This window comes from Pseudomonas sp. LBUM1678, from assembly GCF_059695575.1.
Genome location: NZ_CP166775.1, coordinates 6,720,925 through 6,744,940, shown reverse-complemented (window position 1 = coordinate 6,744,940; position 24,016 = coordinate 6,720,925). Strand labels below are relative to the sequence as shown.

The following is a 24,016-nucleotide window of genomic DNA, read 5'->3' as shown; positions in this document are numbered from 1 at the left end:
ATGTCAGCCGGTTCCGGCGCGTTTGCGGGCGGTGTCAGATAGTTGTGTAGAAAATAGCTGCTCGATTGATCGGTGGGACTTTTGGCCGCCGACGAGGAAGAACTTTCTTACAACTATTCAAGACGCCGCCCGCTATCGCAAACTCAAAAACTCATCTGCCACTGACCAATCACCCCATGATTGCGGCTGTTACTCCCAATCTCCCCGCTGTAACCAACCCCCACCGAATGCCGCGCCGAAATGCCCAGATCCAGCCCGGCCTCCAGCACCAGACTGTCACGGTCCAGCGAACTGCCGTCGACACTGAACGCCGTACCCCCGACCACAAACGCTTGACGCGTCGAGTTGCTGACATCGCCATACGTGTGCTTCCAGCCGGCGGTCATGCGCGGTGTCAGGCTCATGCCGTTCTCCAGCGAACTCAGGTGCGCCAGACGCAGGCCGAAAGTGCTGCTGAAGTTGTCCTGGGTTTGCTTGTCGACCTGAAGTGCTGCGGCGCCCCCTTTTTCCTGGTAGCTGTCGCGGTGATAACGCTGGTAACCGAGGTTGGCGAACGGCTCGGCGCTGAGTCGGCCGCTGCCCATTGCGTAGCCCAATTCGGCGAAAGCCTGTTGGCTGTCGGCGTCGTAATCGCCTTTTGGTCGGTCGCTGAAACCGTTGAAGGCGACAGTGCGTTTGCTTTCACCTTGGTGGCCGCTGTACGCGGCGCCAAGACGCAAAGCGAAGGGGCCGCTTTGGCGCAAGGCATAAACGCCGGCGTGCCAGCTCTCGACATTGCCATCGACCCCCGTGGCATCCAGATCCGTCTTCGAGTAACCGCCGAGCACGCCCAGGCGCCATTGCGGATTGAGCGACCAGTCAGCCCCGAGCACGCTGCCCTTGGTGCGCTGTTCCAGACCGCTGCTGCCATGCTCGCCATCGAGCTTGCCGTAGCCGCCGATGGCTTGCAGCCAGAGTCGGCCTTGGGCGTTCGGGTCGTTGAGGTTACGCGCGTCGGACGGGACGCCGGTGGCGGCGAGCACCGGGGTGTCCTGCTGATCCAGGCCGACCAACAATCCTGAGCCACCGCCCATGTGCTGCATCGCCGACAGCATGCTGCCGCCGATCTGGCTGCTGGCGCCGAGGGTGGCGCTGGTCAGGTTGGCGTTGCTGGCGCCGGCGAGTTGCTCGATCGCATTACCGGCCGTGGCGCTGGTGGTGTTGAGCAGTGCGTTGTAGAGCGCGTTGTTTTTACTCATCGAAGCCAGGCTGTTGGCAGCGCTGCTGCCGTTACCCGTGACCGCGAATTGGTTGAAGGCGACATCGTTGCGCGTGTAGGTCAGGTCGACCTGGGTCGGGGTGTAGGCGAGGGTCGGCGTGAGGAACGCATAGTCGCTGGTGACTTTGCCGAAGGTGCCGTTGATGCTCGCGGCTTGCAGCACGGTGTATTGGCTCTGCCACGGATAGGTGCCGCTGCCGGGGTTCACCGCCAGGGTGGCGCCGTTCAGGTTGGCCACGCCGCCGACCTTGATCGGCGCACTGCTGCCATCGGCGTTGACGCCGTAGGCCAGGGTCGAGCCGCTGCCCATGGTCAAATCATGGGTGATGGTCGCCGTGCCGAGTTGAGTGTTGGTGCGCAAAGTCCCGTTGACCAGCAAATTGCCGACCGAACCGCCGCCGGCATACACACCGCCCGCATCGACGGTCAGACTCCCGGCGATGCCACCCTGGTTGATCAACGTCGCACCGTTACGCACCGCGCCGCCGTCGCTGAAATCACCGCTGCCGGTCAACGTCCAGGCACCTTGCTTGACCTCCAGCCATTCGAAGTTGCGACTCGCGCCGAAACTGCCGCCCGCCGCGTCGGCCATCACCACGCGGTCGTAGCCGCTGCCGCCGTCGACCACACCGACGAAGCGACTGCCGTTGCGCAATGTCAGACTGTCGTTGCCGCCACCCAAATCCAGCGACAAGCCGTTGCTGCCGCTGATCGTGCCGCCGTTGACCACGCTGTCGGCGAACTCACCGACGAACTTGACGCCGAACCCGTCGAGGCCCTGAATGGTGCCGAAGTTTTCCAGCGTCGTCGCGGCCACGCCCGAACCGCCGCTGCCGTCGTCCACCAGAATGGCGCTGTTGGCGCCGCTGATCAGCGCTCCGCTCGCGTTCAACACATAGCCGCCGCCCAACGCGATGCCTTCACTGCCGTTGGCGAAACCACCCTTGTCGACACCGCCGGCGCCGATGCCCTGAATGGTGCCGTAGTTTTCGATGTGGGCGAGCTTGTCGATGTCCACGCCATCGCCGTCGCCGTTGGGTTGCAGGCCCGAATAGGCACCCGTAATCGTGCCGTGGTTGATCACTGTGCCGTCGCCATCGGAGCCGAAACCCGATCCATTGCGACCGGTGATTTGACCGTAGTTGGTCAGTGTTGCGCCGAGGTCGGTGGTGATGCCGTGGCGGCCGCCGGAAATGCTGCCGTAGTTGGTCACCGTCACACCGGTCGCGGTGTCGATGTCGATACCGTCGAACTTGTCGTCAGCGATTCGAGAGTCGCCGGTAGAGATCTCGCCATAGTTGGTGATCGTCGCATTGGCGCCGGTCTTCATGCCATCGCTGGCGTCCCCGCGAATCAACCCGCCCGCACGGTTAATGATTGTGGTTTTGACTCCCGCACTGCGCAGCGCATCCAGGTCCAGCCCTTGACCGGTAGTGGAGCGGATGATGCCGCTGTTGTCGATCAGCAAACTGCCGCTGGCGAAGTTGCTGTCGATGCGCAACGCGTCGTTGAAACCGAGGATCTGCCCGCCGGCTCGGTTGTAAATACTGTAGTTGCGCGCTTGCGTCAGGTCGCCGCTGCTGTCGATCGCCCGGCCGCCGGTCGAGATGATCTTGCCCGAGTTATCGATCACCACACCGGCGCCGCTGGTGCTGTCTTTGAGGCTCACAGTCTTGCCAGCGTTGGTGATGCTGCCCGGCGCGGAGATCGTCAGGGTATCGCCACCACCGAGGGTTTGAGCGGCGGTGGTCGGCGTGTCGATTTGCACATTTTTGAACGGGGCGGCGTGGGCGCCGGCGCTGATCAATAACGCAATGCTGAGTGCCAGGCGCTGGGGGGAGAAGGGCATTTGAGACGGCCTTTTTGTTATAAGCGGGCCGTCTTGTATAGCGGAGGGTTTTTACAGAATGATGTCCGTGCGTCACCTACATCTGCATTATTTTGCATTTTTTAGCTAACTAAAAATCCTACATCTGCATTTTAATGCGCTTAAGAAGATGTCTAGGGCATAACAAATGCACTATATTGCATTCAAGGTTTAAAAAATCTCCAAAGAATGCATTTAAATGCAGGTGATGACGGCATGTACAACCTGACTTTACAGATCTTCATTACCGGGAAATGGCACGACGCCATGGTGTTGAGCTTCGACAGCCCTGAAAAAGGATTCGAAAGCCGATGCAATTTCGGCTACGAAACACACTATCTCGTCGAAAATATTGAGGACATTGGTGCTCCATTTTCCAAGGCAGTGAGTGCCCGGTTTCCTCTGGAATGGGAGGGTAAGCGATCCAATGCACCAGCATTTCTTCACGACATTGCACCTGCCGGTGCCGCCAGGAAATTTCTGCTGACACACGTAGGTCGCGACAAACCTGCTGACGTCAGTGTCGACCTCTATTTACTGGCCAGAAGCACTCCGGCACCGATTGGCAATATGCGCATAAAGGAATCCGCTGAGGCAGTCGATCAGCGCGAGCCTATAGGGTTTAAACGCCAGGACGTCATTAGTCGTGATAACCGGTTTCTCGAATATGCCTATGAACAGGGCGCCGCAATTGGTGGGGCAACGGGGGCGGGTGGCGAGGCGCCCAAACTTTTGTTAGTTCAGGGTAAGGATGGAAATTTATACCCCGACGCAGTATTGGACGACGCAGACGTTACCCAACACTGGTTCGTGAAGTTCTCTCGCAACAAAGGGAGCAGGAACGATCAAGACATCCTCAGAAGCGAATACCACTACTACAAGGCACTACAAAAACTAGGCATCGAAACGGTGACAGAACAGGGTTTGGCATTGGAAGAGGCGACCAAACCCAGTCTTTGGATGCAGCGTTTTGATCGACAAGTGACCGCTCAGGGTGTCGAGCGTTTTGCCGTGGAGTCGATCTACTCTTTGGCACAAATAACTACGCCCGGTAGCTCAATGGACCACATGGAAGTTATCCGGCTACTTGCGAGACTCTGGCGTGATGCGGGGCAGGCGGACCAAATCCCGAATCTTGTTGCTGACTACCTGCGTCGGGATCTGCTCAATAAAATCCTCGGCAACTCAGATAACCATGGCCGCAACACCGCAATCATTCGGGACACCGCTTCGTTTCGTTTAGCACCGATCTATGATCTGGCGCCTATGGTGATGGACGACGAAGGTGTGACACGCACTACCAAGTGGCCAAAAGAGCTGGAGAGAGCAGGTGACGTTGATTGGCGTGGCGTATGTCGAGCATTGGCCGACATTGCCGATCCGAATGATCCATTAGCAGCGTTGAGGGGTGCGCCGAACTCTTTCGAACGATTGCGCGAGGATGCCGAACGTCTGGCAGCACTTCCCGACATTTTGACCGCTAGTGGTTTGCCTGACGCGACAATGAATCACCCACGAATTGGCTTGAAAAATCTGGAGCAGCGTTTGAAAGAGTGGGACTTGAAATGAGCATGACCGTTGCTGAGCGCACTGTACTCATCGAAAGCATCCAGGAAGCGCTGGCTCAAGGCACTCTTGAGATAAGCGAGGCGGTCCGTCGATTGCGAGTCGAGGTCACAGGACTTCACCAGACCCAATTCGCAAAAATGTGCAAAATTTCGGTGCGCACGCTGGTGCATATCGAGCATGGCGAAGGGAATCAGACGCTGAAATCCCTGAATGCAGTGTTCAGACCGTTTGGATTGAAGATGGGCGTGGTGCGGATTCGACGCGATTTGAGCTGATTCTGCACCGTGTACGGGCGCTCCATTAAAGATGGCATCTACAGGGATTTACGGTTATTCGGAGGCAGCGATTGTTCACTGACTCCGACTCACATACGCCTTCCCATAATGCCGCTCCATCCTTGCCTGAATCAGCTCCAGCCCAATCGACATTACCCAGTAAATAATCGCCGCCGTCGTCAGCATCTCGATATACCGATAGCTCGAGCGTCCATACGATTGCGCCAGGAACATCACCTCCCAAACCCCCATCACCGAGATCAGCGAGGAGTCTTTGAGCATCGAGATGAATTGGTTGGTGGTCGGCGGGATGATCGTGCGCATGGCTTGGGGCAGGGTGACGCGCCAGAAGATCACGGTTTCGCGCAGACCCAGTGCCAGGGAGGCTTCGCGTTGTCCGTGGGGGACGCCGAGGATGCCGGCACGGAAGATTTCGCTCAGGTATGCGCCGTAGTTCAGTGACAGGGCGATGATGCCGGCGGTGACTGCGCCGGGGACGACGCCCAGTTGTGGCAAACCGAGGTAGATCAGCAGGATCTGGATCAGCAGCGGCGTGCCGCGAAAAAAGGAAGCATAGAAACTCGCGATGCCGAAGGCCACGGCGCTTTTCGACAGCCGCGCCAGGGCGGTGATGAAACCCAGTAGCGACGACGCCACAATCGAACACAGGCACAGAAACAGCGTCAGTGCCGCGCCTTGCAGAAAACCGTTCGGTGCCAAGTGCAGGCCGATCAGGTTGGGCAGTTTGTCGAGGATGATCGAGAACTTCAGGTCGAAGCTCAGAAAGAAACTGGCGAACAAACCAAGCATCGCCGCCCACGTAAGGTACAGCCGCGTGCGGAAACCGAAGATGCGTTGCAGTCTCGACTCAGCCACCGGTTGCGGCGGCTGTGGAGGTTTCGGGAAAGAAGTCATTGACTGATGTCGGCGCCGATCCATTTTTGCGAGAGCTTGCTCAGGGTGCCGTCCTGTTTCAATTGAGCGAAGACGTCACGTACCTTGGCGTCCCATTGCGCGTCGCCTTTTTCAATGGCGACCGAGTTCGGCTCCGAGTACAGCGGTTCGCCGGCCAGCTTGAAGCGTTTGTCTTCGGTCAGGCGCGGTTGCGCGGTGACGAGGTTGGTGAGGATCGCATCCAGGCGCACGCCGGCGCCCAGGCCCAGGTCCTGAAACGCCACGTTATCGGTGTCATACGGCGCGATTTGCACTTCCTCGAACGGGTACTGCAGTTGGGTGTCTTCAGCACCTTCGATCACCAGGTTTTTGTTCAAGTAGCTTTCGTAGCTGGAGGCGCTGGTGAGGCCGACTTTCTTGCCGCTCAGGTCCTTGGCGCTGTGAATGCGATCATCCTTGGCATTGACCACGATCACGGCTGGCGAGGCGTAGTACTCCACCGGGAAATCGAAGACTTCGGCGCGTGCCTTGCTCGGCGTCATCGAGCAGACGCAGATGTCGTAGCGGCCACTCCAGCGACCGGCGGCGATGACGTCCCAGGACGGCGTTTCCAGACGCAGTTTGACGCCCAATTTGTCTGCCACGGCTTTGGCCACATCAACGTCAAAACCGTCGAGCTGGTTCTGGTCGTTGAGGAACGAGAACGGTGGATAGCTTTCCATCAACACGCCCACCAGTTCTTTCTTTTGCTCGATGCGGTCCAGGGTGGCGCCGCCAAAGGCTTGGGTGGAGGCAGCCAGAATCGTCAGGCCCAAGGCCAGAAGCGGTTGAATTTTCACAGTCGATCCCTGATAAAAAAGTGGTTGTTATTAACCGGATGGTGCGTATTAAATAGTTATAAGAACTACGTTGGTAGTGAGTTATTTTCATAAGCATATGAGTGAAAAGCATATGAGCGCAGGAAGCACAGTAATTCTGGATGGCGGCATGGGTCGTGAGCTGCAGCGCGCAGGAGCGCCGTTCAGGCAGCCCGAGTGGTCGGCGCTGGCCTTGAGCGAAGCGCCCCGAGCCGTAGAGGCGGTACACACGGCTTATATCGACAGTGGCGCCAACGTGATCACCACCAACAGTTACGCGGTGGTGCCGTTTCACATCGGCGAAGAGCGTTTTGCAGCAGAAGGGCAGGCGCTCGCTTCGCTGGCCGGCGAGTTGGCGCGACGGGCGGTGGATGCTACGGGCAAGGCCGTGCGTGTTGCCGGTTCTTTGCCACCTTTGTTCGGCTCCTATCGTCCAGACCTGTTTGACGCTGCTCGGGTGACTGAATTGCTGACGCCGCTGGTCAACGGGCTGGCGCCTCATGTCGACCTGTGGCTGGCCGAAACACAGAGTTCAATCGTTGAGGCGCGGGCGATTCACGCCGGTCTGCCAAAGGACGGGAAGCCGTTCTGGCTGTCATTTACCTTGAAGGATGAAGACACGGACGAAGTGCCGCGTTTGCGTTCCGGTGAGCCTGTGGCCGAGGCCGCTGCAGTGGCTGCTGAACTGGGTGTCGAGGCGTTGCTGTTCAACTGCAGCCAGCCAGAAGTGATCGGCGCTGCTATTGATGCAGCGCGGGAAACCTTCCGGCGTTTGGGGGTGACGGTTCACATCGGCGCGTACGCCAATGCGTTCCCGCCACAACCGAAAGAGGCCACGGCCAACGACGGGCTGGACCCGTTGCGTGAGGACCTTGATCCGCCGGGCTATCTGCAGTGGGCAGCCGACTGGAAAGCGCGCGGCGCCAGTCATTTGGGCGGGTGCTGTGGGATTGGGCCGGAGCATATTGCGGTGCTTGCCCAGACATTAGCGTGAAGCCAATCGCGAGCAAGCTCGCTCCCACACGGTTTATGTGTTGATCACAAACAGTGTGGTCAACCGAAAACCTGTGGGAGCGAGCCTGCTCGCGATGGCGTCCACCCAGGCAGCGATGATTTACCCGCGGCACTCAGCCAGTGTTTTCACCTGCCCGGAATCTGTATGGTTTTCATCGGATAGCCACCGCTCAAACCCCGCGCCAATCGCCGGCCATTCCGAATCCAGAATCGAATACCACGCGGTATCCCGGTTCTGCCCCTTGACCACCATGTGCTGACGGAATACGCCCTCAAAACTGAACCCCAAGCGCTCTGCCGCATACTTGGAGCGGGCGTTGCCGTTGTTGCACTTCCACTCCAGACGCCGGTAGCCCAGCGCAAAGGATTCCTTGGCCAGCAAGTAAACCGCCTCGGTACTTTTTGGCGAACGCTGCATCGGCGCGCCGAAGGTCACGTGGCCGATCTCGATACGGCCTTGCGCGGGGACGATCGACATCAGGCTGAGAATGCCCTGCACCTCACCGCTGGCACGGTCGATCACGCTGAAGAAATACGGGTCGTTGTTGGCTGCATGGTTGTTCAGCCAATCGTTGAAAGCGCTGCGCTCCGGGAAAGGACCGTACGGCAAATAGTCCCAGAGTTTCGGGTCCGATCCCGGGCCTTGCAGGGCTTTCCACAAACCCTCGGCGTGACGCGCCGGGTCGAGTTTTTCCAGGCGGATGAAACGCCCTTCGATGGTTTCAACCGAAGGCGCCGGGACGCCTTTCCAGTCTGCGAGTGAAGTCGACATGCTGTTCTCCTTGAACTTTAAAGGGCTTTGCGAAACTGGATGAAACCGGGGTGTTCGGCGATGCGCTCGTAGAGCTGGATCGCGGTGGCGTTGGTTTCGTGGGTCAGCCAGTGGACCTTGCAGCAGCCGTCCGCTTTGGCGGTGGCATACACGTATTCGATGAGCTTGCGGCCGATGCCTGTGCCGCGAGTTTCTGGCGTTACCAACAAGTCTTGAAGGTAGCAGGAGTTTTCGATGCTCCAGTTCGAGCGATGGTAGATGAAATTCACCATGCCGACCGCGTTGCCATCGACCCACGCCAACGCCGAATGAGTCGGTTCATTGCGGTCGAGCATGCGCTGCCAGGTGCTGTCAGTGACAGCCTCGGGCAACTCGGTGTTGTAGAAGCGCAGGTAGGCTTGCCACAGCGGCAACCAGGCCGCGTGATCGTCGGCCGTGACCTGGCGGATTCCAATCTGACTCATGTTCATTCCTTAACGCATCAAGTGGGCGAGGGCCTGGTCGTGCACATCCGGGCTGGCGGCAAGCCCCTCGCGCACACCGGCGATATCTGCAGTGCTGCGGTTCTGGCTGAGCTTGCGTTTACCTTCCAGGCGCTGGATCGGCAGGGCGAATCCGACGATGGCTTTGAGCATGCCGTCGATGTAGTCGGCGGGCGCATCAGCAACTTTCCACGGTTGCGCGCGGCCGGCTTCATGACGATCGGTCAAAGCGCTGACCAGGTTGAGCAGGCGATCGGCATCGGTGAACACTTCGGCTGTTCCGTAAGCGTGCACCGCGACGTAGTTCCAGGTCGGCACGACTTTGCCGTGCTCGGCTTTGCTTGGATAAAACCCCGGGCTGACGTAGGCATCGGCACCGGCAAAAATCACCAGGGCTTCGGCACCGTTTTGCAGTTCCTTCCACTGGGGATTGCCCCGGGCGAAATGGCCGTAGAGGGTGCCATTCGGGCCCTGCTCAGGATCGAACAACAAAGGCAGATGACTGGCTTGCAGCCCTTGCTCGCCGTGGGTAACCACCATGGCGAGACGGGTGCCCATTATCTGCTCGTGCAGTTCATGCAAATCTTTGATGGCAAAGCCACTGGGGTTGTACATGGAAAAACTCCTTGGCGAATGCCTTCATCCTAGGCAGGCTATTGGTCTGTTGTAAGAGCCATTAATGACCAATTTCATAGGTCCATTGCCATGAGCGAAGCGCCGCTTTCCCTGTCATTCAACCCAGCCGGAATCGAACTCGACCGTCGCCAGGGCCTGAGTCGTCAGCTGTATCAGGCATTGCGCCTGCGGGTGCTCGACGGACGATTGGCCAGCGGCACGCGGCTACCGGCCAGCCGGGATCTGGCTGCCGCGTTGGCGATTTCCCGCAACAGCGTGGTACGGGCCTACGATCAACTTTACGCCGAGGGGTTCATCGAGGGGCGTGTCGGCGACGGTACGTACGTGGCGCAATTGCCCCAGACCGTGCTGCCGGCGAAAAAATTATCCACAAAAGTGTCCACAGGGTTATCAACAGGGTTACCCACAACCTTATCCACAAATTGGCTCGATTTGCCTGTGGTTTCATCCAGTAAAGTTATCCACAGGGGTGCGTTGGGGCGGGTTGAGAATAACCATTTGCCAACGCCGCCAAGTGGTCCGCCGCGAGCGTTTCGGGTGGGTGTTCCGGCGTTTGATCTGTTTCCTTTCGAGGTCTGGGCCAAGCTGAATGCGGCTTTCTGGCGCAAACCGGATTTACAGCACCTGTGTTATGGCGATCCGGCGGGTGACCAGCGTTTACGCGGCATGATCGCGGCGTATTTGCGCAGTTCGCGAGGAATGCAGTGTTCGGCTGAGCAAATAGTGATCACCAGTGGCGCGCAGCAGGGGATTAGCCTTTGTGCACAGCTGCTGGTGGAGCCGGGCGACGGGGTGGCGATTGAGAATCCGGGGTATCGGGCGGCAGGTCATGCGTTCGCCGTGGCCGGTGCGCAATTGCATGGCGTGGCGGTGGACAGTGAGGGCATCGACTGCAACGAATTGAACGGCCTCAGCGATTGTCGGCTGGCGTATGTCACGCCGTCCCATCAATACCCGACCGGGGTGGTGATGAGCCTGGCGCGACGCCTCGAATTGCTGGCCTGGGCCGAACGCACCCAGGGCTGGATCGTCGAGGACGACTACGACGGCGAATACCGTTACAGCGGCGCGCCATTGGCGCCGTTGGCCGCACTCGACCGGCAGGGGCGGGTTTTGTACGTCGGGACATTTGGCAAAGTTGCCTTCCCGGCGCTGCGTCTGGGTTATCTGGTGTTACCGCCAACCCTGGTGCAGGCGTTCTCGCAACGTCGAGCGGTGGACGTTCGGCATTCCGAGGTGAGCACCCAAGCGGTCATGGCCGAGTTCATGGCCGCCGGGCATTTCCAGCGGCATATCCGCCGCATGCGCCGCGCAGCCCTGAGCCGACGCAATACCTTGCTGGCCGGTTGGCCGCAGAACATTCCCGGCATCGGCAGCCTGCCAAGTGTCGCCGCCGGGCTGCACCTGACGGTGGCGGTCGACTCACAGGCCCGCGAGCGCGAACTGGTGGAGCAGGCGGACAGCGTCGATGTCGAGATCAATGCGCTGAGCAGCTACTGGTTGCCGGACTCGACAAAACCTGTGGACCAGCGCGCCGGGCTGGTCCTGGGTTTCGCGGCGGTGCCCGAAGCGGCCATCAGCGCCGCGCTCGGGCGACTGGAAAAGGTCTGGCGTCGTTAAGGGTTCGATGCGGCTTCTGCCTGTGGTTCCAGGTCCAGAAACAGTCTGCGTAACCCGGGATCTTCGATCTTTCGGAACACCCCATCGATGGGCTCGAAGGTCGTCAACGCCTGTTGAAGTTCGGGTGTCAGCGTTTTCAGATAGTCATCTGAAACCTTCAAATGGGCCGCGGTGGGCGTGCTCGCCGGGCTCGTCAGGGTCTCATAGTGAAAATGCGCAACCCATAACGGCTTATTGTGGGTCTTGTCGAAAATCCGGTATTCCTGGAAGAAGTCGCCGAGCCCCTTGGTCTGGATGCGCCCTCGTTTATCGCGACTGATGACGAGCTGCCCGTTTTCATGCATCCATTTGAAAATACTCTGGGTGGGTTTGCGCCGCGTGTACAGGTCGGCTCGAACGCTGACACCTTCCCTGCGCATACGGCTGGCCGCTTCGCGTAGTTCATCGCTCAGCGAGGCAACCGGGATCGGGGTTCCTGTGGCCTTCCTGCTGTTGATCACGGCTTGATCAACGCTGCTGGCAACCTGTTCCAGTTTCAGTGCCCGCTGATCAAACACATCTTGTATGTCGGCAGGGATGCGTCTTGGGAGCAAAGCGTCTTTACGGGTGCGTATGATGAACGCGTTTGTGTCCAGGCTCAGCTCTATGCCGGCCTCGACCGTTTCTGGATCGTCCAGCACTGGAACGGGTTCCTGGTAAACGGCAGGGGTAAATGGCTTGAGAGGATCCACTGTGGTTTTTTCGGGTTCATTTTTGCCAGGGTCGCGTGGCCGGGTCTTGCGCACTTTGATCGGTTGTCGTGACGTGCCCGGTTGCACGCGTTCTACTGAGGGCTGCGCGGAAATGGGCTCTGGCGCTGGCAGCAACGCCTGTAACCGGTTTTGTGCCAGTTGCGCGAACTCGTTGATGAGCGATTGCAGATGTTCGAGTCTGGATGGCTTGACCAGGCCGGGGTACGTGCCGGGCAACTCCTGAATGCGCTGGTCGGCGTCGGCGAATGTCTCTACGAGGCTGTTCAATTCCTCGACATGCTGCATATCGGCGTGTTCACCGCCGACGTGCATCATTTCCGCCACTTGAATCGCGGCCTTCGCGGCGCTCACAACGATATTTCCCACAGCAGTACGAGCCTGCTGCATCAGGGGGCTGGCCTGTTCATCAAGGCACAGCTCCTGCGCCATGCCGATCTCGTTGGCCTTGATATCCAGCGCGGTAAAAGAAGGCGCCAGTTTTCTGATTTCCATCGCGCGTTCAATGCCGGGTCGTCCGGCCATGTGCATGCCATCAAGTGTCGAAGCCGACAGGGTCAGCTTTTCAACCATCTCCTCACCGATGTCGGACGCTTTCTGGACATCGTCGACGAAAGTCTGCCTCGGGACGGGTTCGTTCTGTCCGGCCTTGGTCATGCCACGGGTGGCCTGCGTATACTCGGATCGTTTCAGGACAAACCACAAAGACAGATTCTTCTGCAGCACCACGCTCATGCGAAGCAGGTCTTCCCTGTAGTTTTCCGTCCCGCCAAGGGTTCGCCATTCGCGTAATTGTTCCAGCGCGTGGCGATATTCGTCGATCGTGGCATCCAGTTTTTCCATGTACGCCGCCGTTCGCTGATCGTAGTTTTCAGCGCTGGCCTGCCGGAGGCTGTCATGAAACTTTGTCAGCTCGGTTTCCTTTGCCTTTTCGAGGCTTTTGAAGGATTTCAGTGCATCCCCCAGATTGACCCTGCGCTGCTCGTTAGCCGCCTCCTGGTGGCGGCTGAACGCATTCCCGGCACCGCCTCGCAAGCGCAGACGCAGGTCGAGCACCCATTGCCCATGGCCGTTATCCATCACCAACGGACCGTTTCGCTCAGGCTGATCCGGGTAAACGATATGAACCTCTTCGTCGCCTTTCACGTCGACGTAAAACCACCGATCACCCACCTGTGCATAGTTTCTGAGGTTCTGTTGGTAAAGATGCGGAGGCGCTTCTTTTACCTTCGTCACGCTGGCGCTGGAAATATCCGGGGCCGTGACTTTGAGCGTGTCCAGGTAGACGCCCAGCGCTGTCGGTGTTCGGCGTGGAACCGAGCCGGCCAGCTCCAGCGAGGAAAGGTGACTGGGCGGAAGATCCGGGGCCAGCGGGTCAGGATTGAGCGTGACAGTTACGGGCTCGACGACGGCGTCTGGGGCTTTCTCCCTCCACACCTGCTCAATTCGAGGTTTGCTCGAAACCCTTTTACGTCGCATCACCGCGTGATGGCTGAGGACAATGCCGATCGCCAGCAGAATATCCGACACCGACGTCCATTCGATGAAGCGGTCATCCCGGTCATGGGCATCAAGGGCCTGTTGAATCTGATTGATGGTTTGCCAGACCCACACGGCTGTGCCGACCGCACCGCTGAGGAAATTTGAGGCAACGTTGAAGAGCGCCCAGCCACTGTCCTTCAAAACACTCCAGCGCCGTTCGGCATTGGATTGCGATTGGCGGTCGGCGAGGTTGACCAGCATCCGCGCGTTGCTTTTGAACAGTGCAGACAGAATGTCACCGGTGATCTCGACACTTTCGAAAACCACGCGCCCGAACTTGTCTGCCCGCTGCAATGGATTGACGACTTGTTCCGCGATCAGCCACGGAGAGGGCAGTCCGGTGGGGAACACATACTGGGCATATTCAAAGCTCAGGTTTTTCTCGGGCAGCCAGGCCAGTACCGAATCCCTGAGGTTGCCGGGTTGATGCAACGCGTACAAAAGGTTTTGCCTTGAAGGGTATTGCAGCAGCGGTTCATCTAGCATCGGCCGATAGAGCAGGCAAGGCCCGCTGTGGGCTTCTCGGGGGCTGATGATGAACATGTTATCGACGGTGTCGCTGCTGCTGATCAAACGATATTGCGGCGTCATCGTCAGCGGGTAGAGGGCGATGGTTTTGTTTAAGACATCGGGATCGAGTAGCTCGCAGACGTATTGATAACCGCGTTCGTCCACACCGGTTTCAGGCTTGAATCTGGCCTCTAATGCCTGAAGTGGCAGCAAAGAACGCAGTTGGTCACGATAGAAGTTTTCCTGACGTCGGGAGGCGACCGGATCCTCCAGCAGCTTGGGCTTGATCAGTTCGGGATACGTTTTGCCAACGTCCACTCGCGCTGACACGGTGGTGAGAAATTCAGCTGTGAGCCAATCCGGCACCGTCTCCCCACCCTTGAAAAACACGCTCGCCATATAGGGCGTCTGGTTCTCGAGAGCGAAGTCGGCCAGCGTTTCAATGCGTTGATCGAGGGGGTTGGGAAGCGTGAAATTGTCGGCGGAAAAACTGTTGGTGATTTTGATCCGCAGATCATCCAGCGCAAGAGTCGCGACGCCTACCGCCAGTGGATCCGCGATGATCGCTTCACGCATCCGCCGCTGAGCGTAATCGGTAAGCGAGGGAATCTCGGTTCTGGCCAGTTCGCTGTCCGGTTGACGATACAACTTGCCGAGCGCCCTGATGTAACGGCCGTAGTCATGAATATCCTCGGGGGATGCGTTGCGCAACCAATCGGGAATCGCTTTGTTCAGTTGCAGGAATCGGGCTTTTTCGTTGATGTCGAGCCCGGCTTCAGGCTCGACATCGTCTGGCGGTGACTCCAGAAACTGCAATGAGTTGATCGCATCCATTTGTGACGACACCAACGCCCAGGCCATGTGATCGAAGACGTTGCCTTCCGGCTCGTAAAGCCGCCACGTCAGACCGCTTCCTGACAATTGTTCTTCCAGCCGTGTGGGGAGCGAGTTACCCAGTTCTACCAGCGAACTGAACGACTCGTATGCGCGCTCGATGGTGTACATCACCAGCAGTTGGCGCTTGCGGTACGTAGCCTTGAGCACCAGCGCGCCGCCGATCAATAGATGGTGAGTGATGTCATTCTCGGCGGTATCGATGTCGAGCAGGCACGCCTGAATGACGGAAAATTCGCTGTTCACATTTTTACGGGTGGTTTTGTCCGGGGCGCTGAAGACTTCTCGGGCCATCGCGCATTCATCGGCGTCCCAGCCTTTGACCGCCTGCACGTTCAACGCATTGCGCAGGGTGTCTGAAAGCTCCTGCCAGCGGGGAATCGCATGCCCCTTGGCATTCCAGAACGCCAGTTGCTGTGCTTGAGCCTCGACAAACAGTATCGACGCCGAGCCATTGAGCATCTGTGCGATGTCCTCAATGCTGACGGCGAGGTGAAACGGGTTTTTGCTGTCCGGCTCGAGGGTCAGGAAATGCTCGCCTTCGAGATAATTGGCCGTTGTTCCATACAGGCCCTGGCGCATCAATGCCAAGGTCAATGATTCGAATCCGGTCGGGCCAGCCTCGACGTGGTCGTCCACGATGAGCCATTGAGGCGTGGCGACGAAGGCTTTGTCAGGATCGATTTGCAACTCTGGCCAGGACTTTTCCAGCGTCTGGCGCAACAGGTGCGAAGCCACTTCGCTGAGCGCCGGGCCGTGGCTGGTCAGACTCACCAAGTCACTGGTCTCCAATAAGGGTGTCGAATCAATCTGCGGCGATGAAGTGTTGTTGGTCATGGCGAATACCCGGGGCAATGACGAGGCCAGAAAGCCTCTTGGTGCACCGAAGGTAATCAGGCGTCCGCCCCCTGGGGTGGTAGATATATATCGCGGAAAAAAAGACCCGCGAATGCGGGTCTCGGGTTCGGCACAACGTACGGCTTACGATCCTGAGGCCGAGGCCGGCACTTTTGCGAAGAACAGGGTGGTTGCCAGTTGCGGACTGATCTCGCTGCGGTAGATCGAAATCGCCTGGAGATCGTCATTTGCGCCGCGGGCTTCGGACGCGCCGCCCAACAACCGTTGCTCCGCGGTTTTCAGGTGCGCCGCCGTGAAGGTTTGTGCAGGCGATGCGGACTCTGAGTAGTGGAAATGGGCATACCACAACACTTTTTTTGTGCTGTGATCACGGACCTCATATTCCTCGAGGTAGTCTCTTTTACGGCTTTTGAGCAAGCGGCGGCCGGGGTTCTTGACGATGTCGACCTGACCCTCGCTTTGCAGCCAACGGACGCGCTCCGCTGTCGGTGGTTGCAGTTTGGTCATGCTGATTCGGGTCACGCGTCCCTGGTTGTAAAGTCGGGTTGCCCCGTCGTTCAGTTGTTTCGCCAGTGTGACGGCGGAACCCGGACCGCTTTCGGTGGCATTAACGGTAGTCAGCGCTTCTTCGATTGCGTTGGCAGCCTCCTGTAGGCGATGGGCATGCTGATGAAACATTTCCTCTATTTCCACGGGAATTCGCCGCGTCCCTTTTGAATGGGCCTCTGTTCGACGAATGAACGCATCCAGCCCGTTCAGCAATGCCTGGGCTTGAGCAGTGCTTGCACTCAAGTCGGGTCGGACGACGGGGGAGTCCGGTTTCGGGGCCACTCTTTCAACCCAGACACCCGGGGTTTTCTCATGAAAGGTCGAGATGACTTTGCCGGTCAACGCCGAGGTCACGTCGATCAGATCAGACCCTTGCGTCACGGAGTCCGCACGTAGCTGGCCCACGACGGTACCTTTGTAACGAGTCTTGATGATTCGCTTGGCGGGAGCGGTCGGCAGGCGGGAAGGGCCGGGTTGCGGTTCCAACGCCTGGCGTTCCCGCAGCAAGCTCGCCAGATGCTTCACGGTGCGCTGTTGAAAACCATCGAGACGCTGGCGCATCGAGTCGAGCGCTGGTTGCAGGAACTGACCGGGAAATTCGGTGGGCAGATCGACGATGTGCTGGTCGGTGATCGTGAGGCGCTCCACCAGATCGCTGAGCCCATCGATCCGCTCCGGTAGCCGCCGTACCTCTTCGTCAGCGGCCAGGTCCAGTGAAGCCTGAATGGCGAGGGCTGCGTTTTCGACAACGTTCTCCAATGCCTGGCGGGCTCCAGGCGTGGACGCAAAGCTGTCGTCGAGGCACAACTCTTGCCCCAGTGTGATCTGGAACAGTTTGAGGTCCTGTAAGTTGAACGATGGCATGTGAGCCTTGACGTCGCGGATCACTTCGACGGCTTCCTTGCCAAGCAGGTTCAGTTGCTCGAAGCGCGAATGCGCAAACTCGATTTTGCTGACGTAGCCTCCGGTCAAATCGCTCGTGAGTTGATGGGTTTGCCGGGCGGCCTGGGTGTTTTCCGTGGGCGGGTTGTCGAGAAGATCGAGGGAAAGGCGCATCTGAGTGCCGAAAACCGGCTGCTGGTGTTCGAACCATTTTTGCAGCAGCGAAAGCTGGAAATCCAGGCGACTGATCATCGCCTTTCGGTAATTGGGAATGGCCTCGCGAGCATTGAAGGCTTTCATTTGCTCCATGTTGGTGCTGATGAGTGACATCTGCGCGTCGAGCATTTCAAGGTACAAGCGGCGATGGGTGTCGGTCGCTGTTGCTGCCTTCGCGTTTTTTTCTGCTTCCTTGAGTTCGGTCTCCCGACTGCTGGCTTGGCGTTCGAACGCTGTCATTTGCTGTTTCAGATCTGCCTGGCGCTGCCGGTTTTGTTGTTCCAGCCGTTTTTTCTCCTTGCCCCCGGCCTTTAGCCTCAGCCGCGTATCGATGAACCATTCACCCCTGGCGTTCTTGATCAGCAACGGCCCGGTGCGTGCGGGAGACTGGCGTGAGTCAATGATCTGTACATCGTTATTGTCGTTGAGGGTGACTTCGAACCATCGCTGATCGACCTTCGCGTACCATTTTTCCTTGAGTGAACGGAGGTGTTGGTGAGGGCCGGGTTCGTTGGCGGCGGCTGCCAATCCCTTGGGTTCGGCGATGGCGAGTTCATCGAGCAAGACGCCCAGGGACGTAGGCGGCAACGTAGCGATGGCGTGCAGCGACGTCTCATGGGAGGGGGGGAGCAGACTGAGTTCGGGCAGACCGGTGACCGTGATTTTGTGAGCCGGTTTGCTTTCGGGTGTTACGGATGGCGGCTCGACCTTTTCGGGCAATCGCGAGACAGGCTTGTTGCGCGTGGCAGCCCGATGGGCCAGCACCATGCCGAGCGTCAACAGCAGATCGGTCAGGGCGGACCAGGCGAGTTGGCTGTGGTCGTTCTCTGCGGCATCGGTAATGTCCTGCAAGTCATCCATGATCTGCCAGATCCACGCGGCAACCCCGGCAGTGCGACCGAGGAAGGGCAACGCGACGTTGAACAGCATCCATGTGCCTTGCTTGAGCGTTGCCCAGCGAGCTTGTGCATTGGACACCGATTGACGATCCGCCAGGTTGATCATCGCGTTGGCGTTGGCTTTGAACAGGGTCGCCAGCGGCGCGTCATCAAGGGTTGTCGCACTGAACGTCACCGCGCCCATCTTGCCCAGGGCTGAAGTGGGATCGACCAGCAATTGAGTCAGCGTCCAGACCGAAGGCAGTTCCCCGGAAAATACATATTGGGAGTAGTTGAAGCGCACATCGTCGGACAGCCAGGCCAGGATCGATTGGCGAAAGGGTTTTTCGTGCTTGATCGCATACAGCAGATTGGCCTCGCTTGGGTACTGCGTCAGCGAGGGGGAGAGCAATGGCCGATAGAGCAGGCACGGTCCTTTTTCGGTGAGCCGCGGACCGATGACGAACATGTTGGCGACTTCATCGCCTTTGCTGTCGTTGTTGTCACCGGTAATAAAGGCCAAGGGTCGAATGACAATTTCCTGTCCGTTCACCCAGCGGTCGGCAGCGTTTTCCTGCATGACTGCATTGACGTATTGATACCCGCTTTCATCAATCGCGGCCTCGCCGCGCATCTTGTGCTGCAGCGCCTGCAAGGGCAGCTGGACGCGCAGATGGCGGGTGTAGAGCGCCTGCCGTCGTAACGATTCTTGCGGATCTTCAACCAGCTTGCGCTTGATCAGCGCCGGGAACACCGCACCGATATCGACTTGCGTGACGAGCGTCTCCAGATAGGCGGGGGTCATCCACGCAGGCACCGCGTCGCCGTTTTTGAAGCGCACCGTCTTGTTGCCCAGCGGAACGGCAATCAGGTTTTGCAACGCCAGTTCGATCAGCGACAGCGTGCTGGTTTGCGTCTTGCCGGGTACCACGACTGCGCCCAGCACCACGACGCTGGTGATGCTGATTTCAATGTCTTTCAGGTCCAGGTTCGCTGCCGCCGGGTGATCCTTGACCATCTGCTCTTGCAGGGTTTGCAGCGCAAATTGCGGCAGTGACGAGATACCTTCGTCGAAGGTTTTTCCCGCGTCCTGTTCCCGCAGCTGCGCCAGGTCCATCAAGTGTCGGCTGTAACGGGTGAGGTCCGCTGACGAAGCTTCTTTCAACCAGCCTGTCAGTAACCCCTGAACCTTGTTGAAGCGAGACGACGGCAGGGCTTCGAATTCAGTGAAGCTTTTTGCGGCGGCACTGATTTGGGGTGAAAGACTCGTAAAAGAAGCGCGCTGAAACGTGTTGAACGTACCGATGGCTTCGACTTCGAGTGCAATCAGCGCGCAGGCCTGATGGTGAAAGAAGTTGCCTTCGGGTTCATACAGACGCCATTGCAGAGTCAGCTCGATGCTTGACGATCCCGGCTGGGCGAACAATGTTTTACCCAGGGCCTCAACAGAGTCGTAACGCCTGAACCCTTCGGCGATCGAGTGCGTCAGCACCAGGGTGCGTGTGCCCAACGTGCCCACGAACACGGCGATATCCAGGATCCGCAGATGTTCGCTCACCGCGTTTTCAACCCGATCGGTGTCAATCAGGCAGGCCTTGGTCAGGTATTTGTCCTGTGACCGCCGGGTTGCGCGATCCGGATGATTGAACACGGCTTGGGCCATTGCTTTTTCATCCGCATCCCAGGTAGAGGCGGGATCGGGGCTCCAGATGTCCTGCAGCGATTGCGAGAGCGAATGCCAGCGCGGGGTCGAAGGGCTTGTCTCGTGGTTCCAGTAATCAAGCTGCTGTTGCTGATAGTCGATGAACAGTTGCGGTGCGAGGGTGTTGAGCAGGCAGCCGATGGCGTCGATTTTCACCGGCAATTGAGCCAGCGGTTCAGCGCCCGGTTGCAGGGTCAGGAAATGTTCGCCATCGATGAGCGTTACCGTCGATCCCGACCAGCCGAGCCGCACCAGCACATCGGTGAGCGACTCATACAAATTATGGCCAGGCACGACCTCGGTGCCGGTATCGACCCAGGTCGGGGTGACGACCGTGGCGAGCGTGGGATCAATCTTCAACTGCGGATAAAGCGCATTGAGCGCAGGACTCAATGCGTTCGCTGCGACCTCCCTGATCGAGGGGCCGGTGACCAGTTGGGTCAGTACCTCTTCTGCACTCGGGGCAACGGTTTCGGGCATGATCGTCTCCTGACTGAGGACGCGCCGCTGTTGAGTGCGCAGCGCTGGATCAGGAAAAGGTATCGGGCGGCCGAACGTGCCTGGCGGTACATATATATCGCAGGCAAAAAAAAGACCCGCACTCGCGGATAAAGCCAGTCAGTTAAGCTGTAACGCGATCTGTAGCAGCTGGCGAAGCCTGCGTTCGGCTGCGCAGCAGTCGTGAAATCAGACGATGCGGTGTTTCAGGAAGACCGCAAATTCAGGTTTTACGACTGCTGCGCAGCCGAACGCAGGCTTCGCCAGCTGCTACAAAAAATGCGTAAGCAACTTATCGGCATTACCCGCAAGAGCGGGTCTTTTTTTCAGGCGTGGTTTCAGGTCCCTGATTTGATCTTGGTCCAGGCTCGGGTCCGCGCACGTTCGGCATCCCGTGGCAACGGTTGCAGGGTGTACAGCGTGCCCATCGCCGTCTCGGTCGGGTACAGGTTCGGGTTGTTGCGGATCGCCGGGTCTACCAATTCCGTGGCGTCCTTGTTCGGGTTCGGGTAGCCGACGAAGTCGCTGACCGGCGCGATGACTTGCGGTTGCAGCAGGTAGTTGATGAAGGTGTAGGCGTCTTCCGGGTTCTTCGCGCCTTTCGGAATCGCGAGCATGTCGAACCAGATCGGCGCGCCTTCTTTCGGCAAGCGCATGTCGACGATCACACCGTTCTTGGCTTCCTTGGCGCGGTTGGCGGCCTGGGAGAAGCTGCCGGAATAGCCGACCGCGACGCAAATGTCGCCGTTGGCAATGTCGGCCATGTATTTGGAGGAGTGGAAGTAGGTGATGTACGGGCGGATTTTCATCAACAGCGCTTCAGCCTTGTCGTAATCCGCAGGCTTCTTGCTGTTGGGGTCCAGGCCGAGGTGTTGCAGAGCCAGCGGCAGGATCTCCGACGGCGAATCGAGCAGGGCGACGCCGCACTGCTTGAGCTTGCTGATGTTCTCTTCCTTGAAGATCAAATCCCAGCTGTCCACTGGCGCGTTGTCGCCCAGCGCGGCTTTGACCTTGTCCGGATTGAAGCCGATCAGGATGGTCCCGTACATGTACGGCACGGCGAATTTGTTACCCGGATCGTTGCCTTCGAGCAGCTTCATCAGCTTCGGATCGAGGTGGTTCCAGTTCGGCAATTTGCTGCGGTCCAGCGGCTGGAAAACACCGGCTTCGATCTGCTTGGCGAGGAATACGTTGGACGGCACCACCACGTCATAGCCGGAGTTGCCGGTCAGCAGCTTGGCCTCGAGTGCTTCGTTGGTGTCGAAGATGTCGTAGACCAGTTTGGTCTGGGTGTTCTGCGCCTTGAAGTCTTCCAGCGCTTTGGGGGTGATGTAGTCGAACCAGTTGTAGACGCGCAACGTTCGCTCTTCAGCGTGGGCGGCGCCACCGAGCACCGTGGCGCATAGCACCGGTGCGATAAAACGCTTGAGTCTGTTCATTGTTTTAATTCCTCATTGGGCGCTTTCAAAACCTTCGAGAACGTTCACGGCATTGATGCCGATTTCCTCTACCGCGTAACCGCCTTCCATCACGAACAGCGTCGGTTTGCCGAGCTTCGCGATGCGCTCGCCCATGGCCAGGTAATCCGGGCTGTCGAGCTTGAACTGGGAGATGGGATCGTCCTTGAACGTATCGACGCCCAGGGAGACGACGATGATGTCGGCGCCGTATTTCTCGATCTCGTTGCAGGCTTGATCCAGCGCAGCGCTCCAACTGTCCCAGCCGCTGCCGGCCGGCAAAGGGTAGTTGAAGTTGCAGCCTTCGCCGGCCCCTTCGCCGAGCTCGTCTTCATAGCCAAGGAAAAACGGAAACTCGGCTTCCGGATGGCCGTGGATCGAGGTGAACAGCACGTCGCTGCGTTCGTAGAAAATCGATTGAGTGCCGTTACCGTGGTGGTAATCGACGTCGAGGATCGCGACTTTTTTGTGACCCTGATCAAGGAACGCCTGAGCGGCGATGGCGGCGTTGTTGAGGTAGCAATAACCGCCCATCAAATCGCTGGCGGCGTGGTGTCCCGGTGGACGGCACAGGGCGAAGGCACTGCGGGCGCCGCGCTGGATCGCGGCTTGCGCGGTGAGGGCCACTTGCGCTGCGCTGTACGCCGCTTGCCAAGTGCCGGCGGTGATCGGTGCGCCGCCGTCGAAGCTGTAATAGCCGAGCTGGCCGTGCAGGCTGGTGGGAATGATCCGACGCAGAGTACGGGCCGGCCAGGTGTAGGGCAGCAAGTCGCCGTCGGTATTGAACTCGGTCCAGCGTGCCCAGGCACCTTTGAAGAAGTCCAGGTAGTCGCGGCTGTGGATGCGCGCGATCGGGTCCAGGCCGAAATCCTGCGGCGCTTCGACCGGGCCGAGATTCTGCGTTTGCACACGCTGCAACACATGGTCGGCCCGCGAGGGCATTTCGAAGCAGGGCATCAATTGCCCGTCCATCAATTCACAACGGCCGTGGTGCAGGTGGTGATCGTCCGAGTAGATCGTCAGCATTTCTTGTTCTCCGCAGGCTGATTCGGTTGAACACAGTCTTGCGGGAGGCGGCGTTTGGGAGAACGGCAGGAAAGGCCAAAAGGGGATTAATGCGGCCAAAAGGTTTGACCGAAAATCGCCCCAGGTTGGCGGATAGCACGCGGATTCGGGCGCGTGGGCAGGCACGCTAGTGCCGTTCTTTTCCCCCTGCGTTAGCTTCATGACCTCATACTAAACAGATTGCGCCCGGTAACCTTGTTGTTTGTCATTTAATAGTTGTAATTAGTTGTATGTATTAATTGGTCAGAAACTTCCGTTTGGTTAGGGTAAAACAATCAGACCCGGCTGGCTACTGTCAGAAATAACAGGTTTTAATCATTGGAATAACCATTTGTCGGATATTTTGTGTTGATCTAATCAGGCAGAAAAATCTGGGTTTAAAGTTTGACGTGCCCTTTTTTTAGATCTAGTTTTCCATCGTTGTTGACTAAATATATCGAAATAAATCGAAATAAACGGAGAGGTTTTTTTATGGAACAGTCAAAGGACAAAACACAGCAAAATAACACCCTGACTGCACCCGCCGCCCAAGGGTTGAAGGCGAAAGTGAACGGCGTGGCTACCGAATTTCCTGCATTCAGATTGTCGGACGGATTCATGATCAACGCTTTTTTTGGTTCCGGTGATGATGGCGTTTTCCTGAATGGCGTGTCATTTATTGTTTCAGAAGACGACATTGGTAAGCCTGTGGTTCCAGGCGAAGGCTTAGTAAATGTAAATTTTTTTAAAGATGGCGAACTCCATGATTGGAGTGTCGGTAAACTAACGGTGCACAAGGATGCCGTGGGTGGTCTTTACTATGGGGATTTGACGGCTGAATTTAAAGTTGGTGATTATCCCTACAGCCTCACAGAAGGTATTTTTAGTATCGCTAAGCAATGATGGCTCTTCCTCCTCCAATCTATTGTTAGAAAGGGGGGGGACCCAGGACATTAGGGATCGTAAATAAGATTCGCACACTTTATCGGGTTG

Annotated in this window: 15 protein-coding genes; 5 read left to right on the top strand and 10 right to left on the bottom strand. The window is 58.1% G+C overall.

Translation table 11 applies throughout. From position 1 onward, the window contains the following. Positions 1–143: 143 nt before the first annotated feature. The gene (locus tag ACA070_RS30760; protein ID WP_497449518.1) at positions 144–3,107 is read right to left on the bottom strand and encodes an autotransporter outer membrane beta-barrel domain-containing protein; all 2,964 of its coding nucleotides are present in this window, start codon (positions 3,105–3,107) and stop codon (positions 144–146) included. 234 nt (positions 3,108–3,341) lie between these two features. Between ACA070_RS30760 and ACA070_RS30755 the strand changes: the two genes are divergently transcribed. Continuing rightward, the gene (locus ACA070_RS30755) at positions 3,342–4,694 is read left to right on the top strand and encodes a HipA domain-containing protein (protein WP_497449517.1); all 1,353 of its coding nucleotides are present in this window, start codon (positions 3,342–3,344) and stop codon (positions 4,692–4,694) included. Then, on the top strand, positions 4,691–4,969 hold the full coding sequence (locus ACA070_RS30750) for a helix-turn-helix domain-containing protein (RefSeq protein ID WP_461956376.1): 279 nt from the start codon (positions 4,691–4,693) through the stop codon (positions 4,967–4,969). Before ACA070_RS30755 ends, ACA070_RS30750 begins: the two co-directional genes overlap by 4 nt. Positions 4,970–5,044: 75 nt before the next feature. Here ACA070_RS30750 and ACA070_RS30745 read toward each other — a convergent pair whose 3' ends face one another. Both ACA070_RS30745 and ACA070_RS30740 read right to left on the bottom strand, forming a co-directional pair. Continuing rightward, entirely contained in the window at positions 5,045–5,884 is an 840-nt protein-coding gene (locus tag ACA070_RS30745; RefSeq protein WP_497449516.1) for an amino acid ABC transporter permease, read from the bottom strand. Further along, on the bottom strand, positions 5,881–6,702 hold the full coding sequence (locus ACA070_RS30740) for an ABC transporter substrate-binding protein (protein WP_497449515.1): 822 nt from the start codon (positions 6,700–6,702) through the stop codon (positions 5,881–5,883). Before ACA070_RS30740 ends, ACA070_RS30745 begins: the two co-directional genes overlap by 4 nt. Positions 6,703–6,814: 112 nt before the next feature. Between ACA070_RS30740 and ACA070_RS30735 the strand changes: the two genes are divergently transcribed. Continuing rightward, positions 6,815–7,714 carry a homocysteine S-methyltransferase family protein gene (locus ACA070_RS30735; RefSeq protein ID WP_497449514.1) on the top strand — a complete coding sequence of 300 codons (900 nt, stop codon included), beginning with the start codon at positions 6,815–6,817 and terminating at the stop codon, positions 7,712–7,714. Positions 7,715–7,834: 120 nt separating this feature from the next. Here ACA070_RS30735 and ACA070_RS30730 read toward each other — a convergent pair whose 3' ends face one another. The 3 genes from ACA070_RS30730 to ACA070_RS30720 are packed head-to-tail and all read right to left on the bottom strand — an operon-like array spanning position 7,835 to position 9,603. Continuing rightward, the gene (locus ACA070_RS30730) at positions 7,835–8,506 is read right to left on the bottom strand and encodes a GNAT family N-acetyltransferase (protein ID WP_497449513.1); all 672 of its coding nucleotides are present in this window, start codon (positions 8,504–8,506) and stop codon (positions 7,835–7,837) included. A 17-nt stretch (positions 8,507–8,523) separates the two neighbouring features. Beyond that, positions 8,524–8,970: a GNAT family N-acetyltransferase gene (locus ACA070_RS30725; RefSeq protein WP_497449512.1), complete on the bottom strand. Its 447-nt coding sequence runs from the start codon at positions 8,968–8,970 to the stop codon at positions 8,524–8,526. A 9-nt stretch (positions 8,971–8,979) separates the two neighbouring features. After that, a complete protein-coding gene (locus tag ACA070_RS30720; protein ID WP_497449511.1) occupies positions 8,980–9,603 on the bottom strand; it encodes an FMN-binding negative transcriptional regulator in 624 nt (207 codons plus the stop codon). Positions 9,604–9,693: 90 nt separating this feature from the next. Between ACA070_RS30720 and pdxR the strand changes: the two genes are divergently transcribed. Further along, on the top strand, positions 9,694–11,244 hold the full coding sequence (gene pdxR, locus ACA070_RS30715; RefSeq protein WP_497449510.1) for a MocR-like pyridoxine biosynthesis transcription factor PdxR: 1,551 nt from the start codon (positions 9,694–9,696) through the stop codon (positions 11,242–11,244). On the opposite strand, the gene ACA070_RS30710 is transcribed toward pdxR, so the two are convergent. The 4 genes from ACA070_RS30710 to ACA070_RS30695 form a co-directional block, all read right to left on the bottom strand. Continuing rightward, a complete protein-coding gene (locus ACA070_RS30710; protein ID WP_497449509.1) occupies positions 11,241–15,776 on the bottom strand; it encodes a dermonecrotic toxin domain-containing protein in 4,536 nt (1,511 codons plus the stop codon). The genes pdxR and ACA070_RS30710 overlap by 4 nt on opposite strands. 144 nt (positions 15,777–15,920) lie before the next feature. Continuing rightward, positions 15,921–20,504, bottom strand: coding sequence for a hypothetical protein (locus ACA070_RS30705; RefSeq protein WP_497449508.1), 4,584 nt, complete (start codon positions 20,502–20,504; stop codon positions 15,921–15,923). 356 nt (positions 20,505–20,860) lie between these two features. Then, positions 20,861–21,961: a polyamine ABC transporter substrate-binding protein gene (locus tag ACA070_RS30700; protein WP_497449507.1), complete on the bottom strand. Its 1,101-nt coding sequence runs from the start codon at positions 21,959–21,961 to the stop codon at positions 20,861–20,863. A 12-nt stretch (positions 21,962–21,973) separates the two neighbouring features. Continuing rightward, positions 21,974–23,005, bottom strand: a complete 1,032-nt coding sequence (locus tag ACA070_RS30695; RefSeq protein WP_497449506.1) for a histone deacetylase family protein — start codon at positions 23,003–23,005, stop codon at positions 21,974–21,976. Positions 23,006–23,515: 510 nt separating this feature from the next. On the opposite strand from ACA070_RS30695, the gene ACA070_RS30690 reads away from it, so the two are divergent. Further along, entirely contained in the window at positions 23,516–23,926 is a 411-nt protein-coding gene (locus tag ACA070_RS30690; RefSeq protein ID WP_497449505.1) for a hypothetical protein, read from the top strand. Positions 23,927–24,016: the final 90 nt, after the last annotated feature.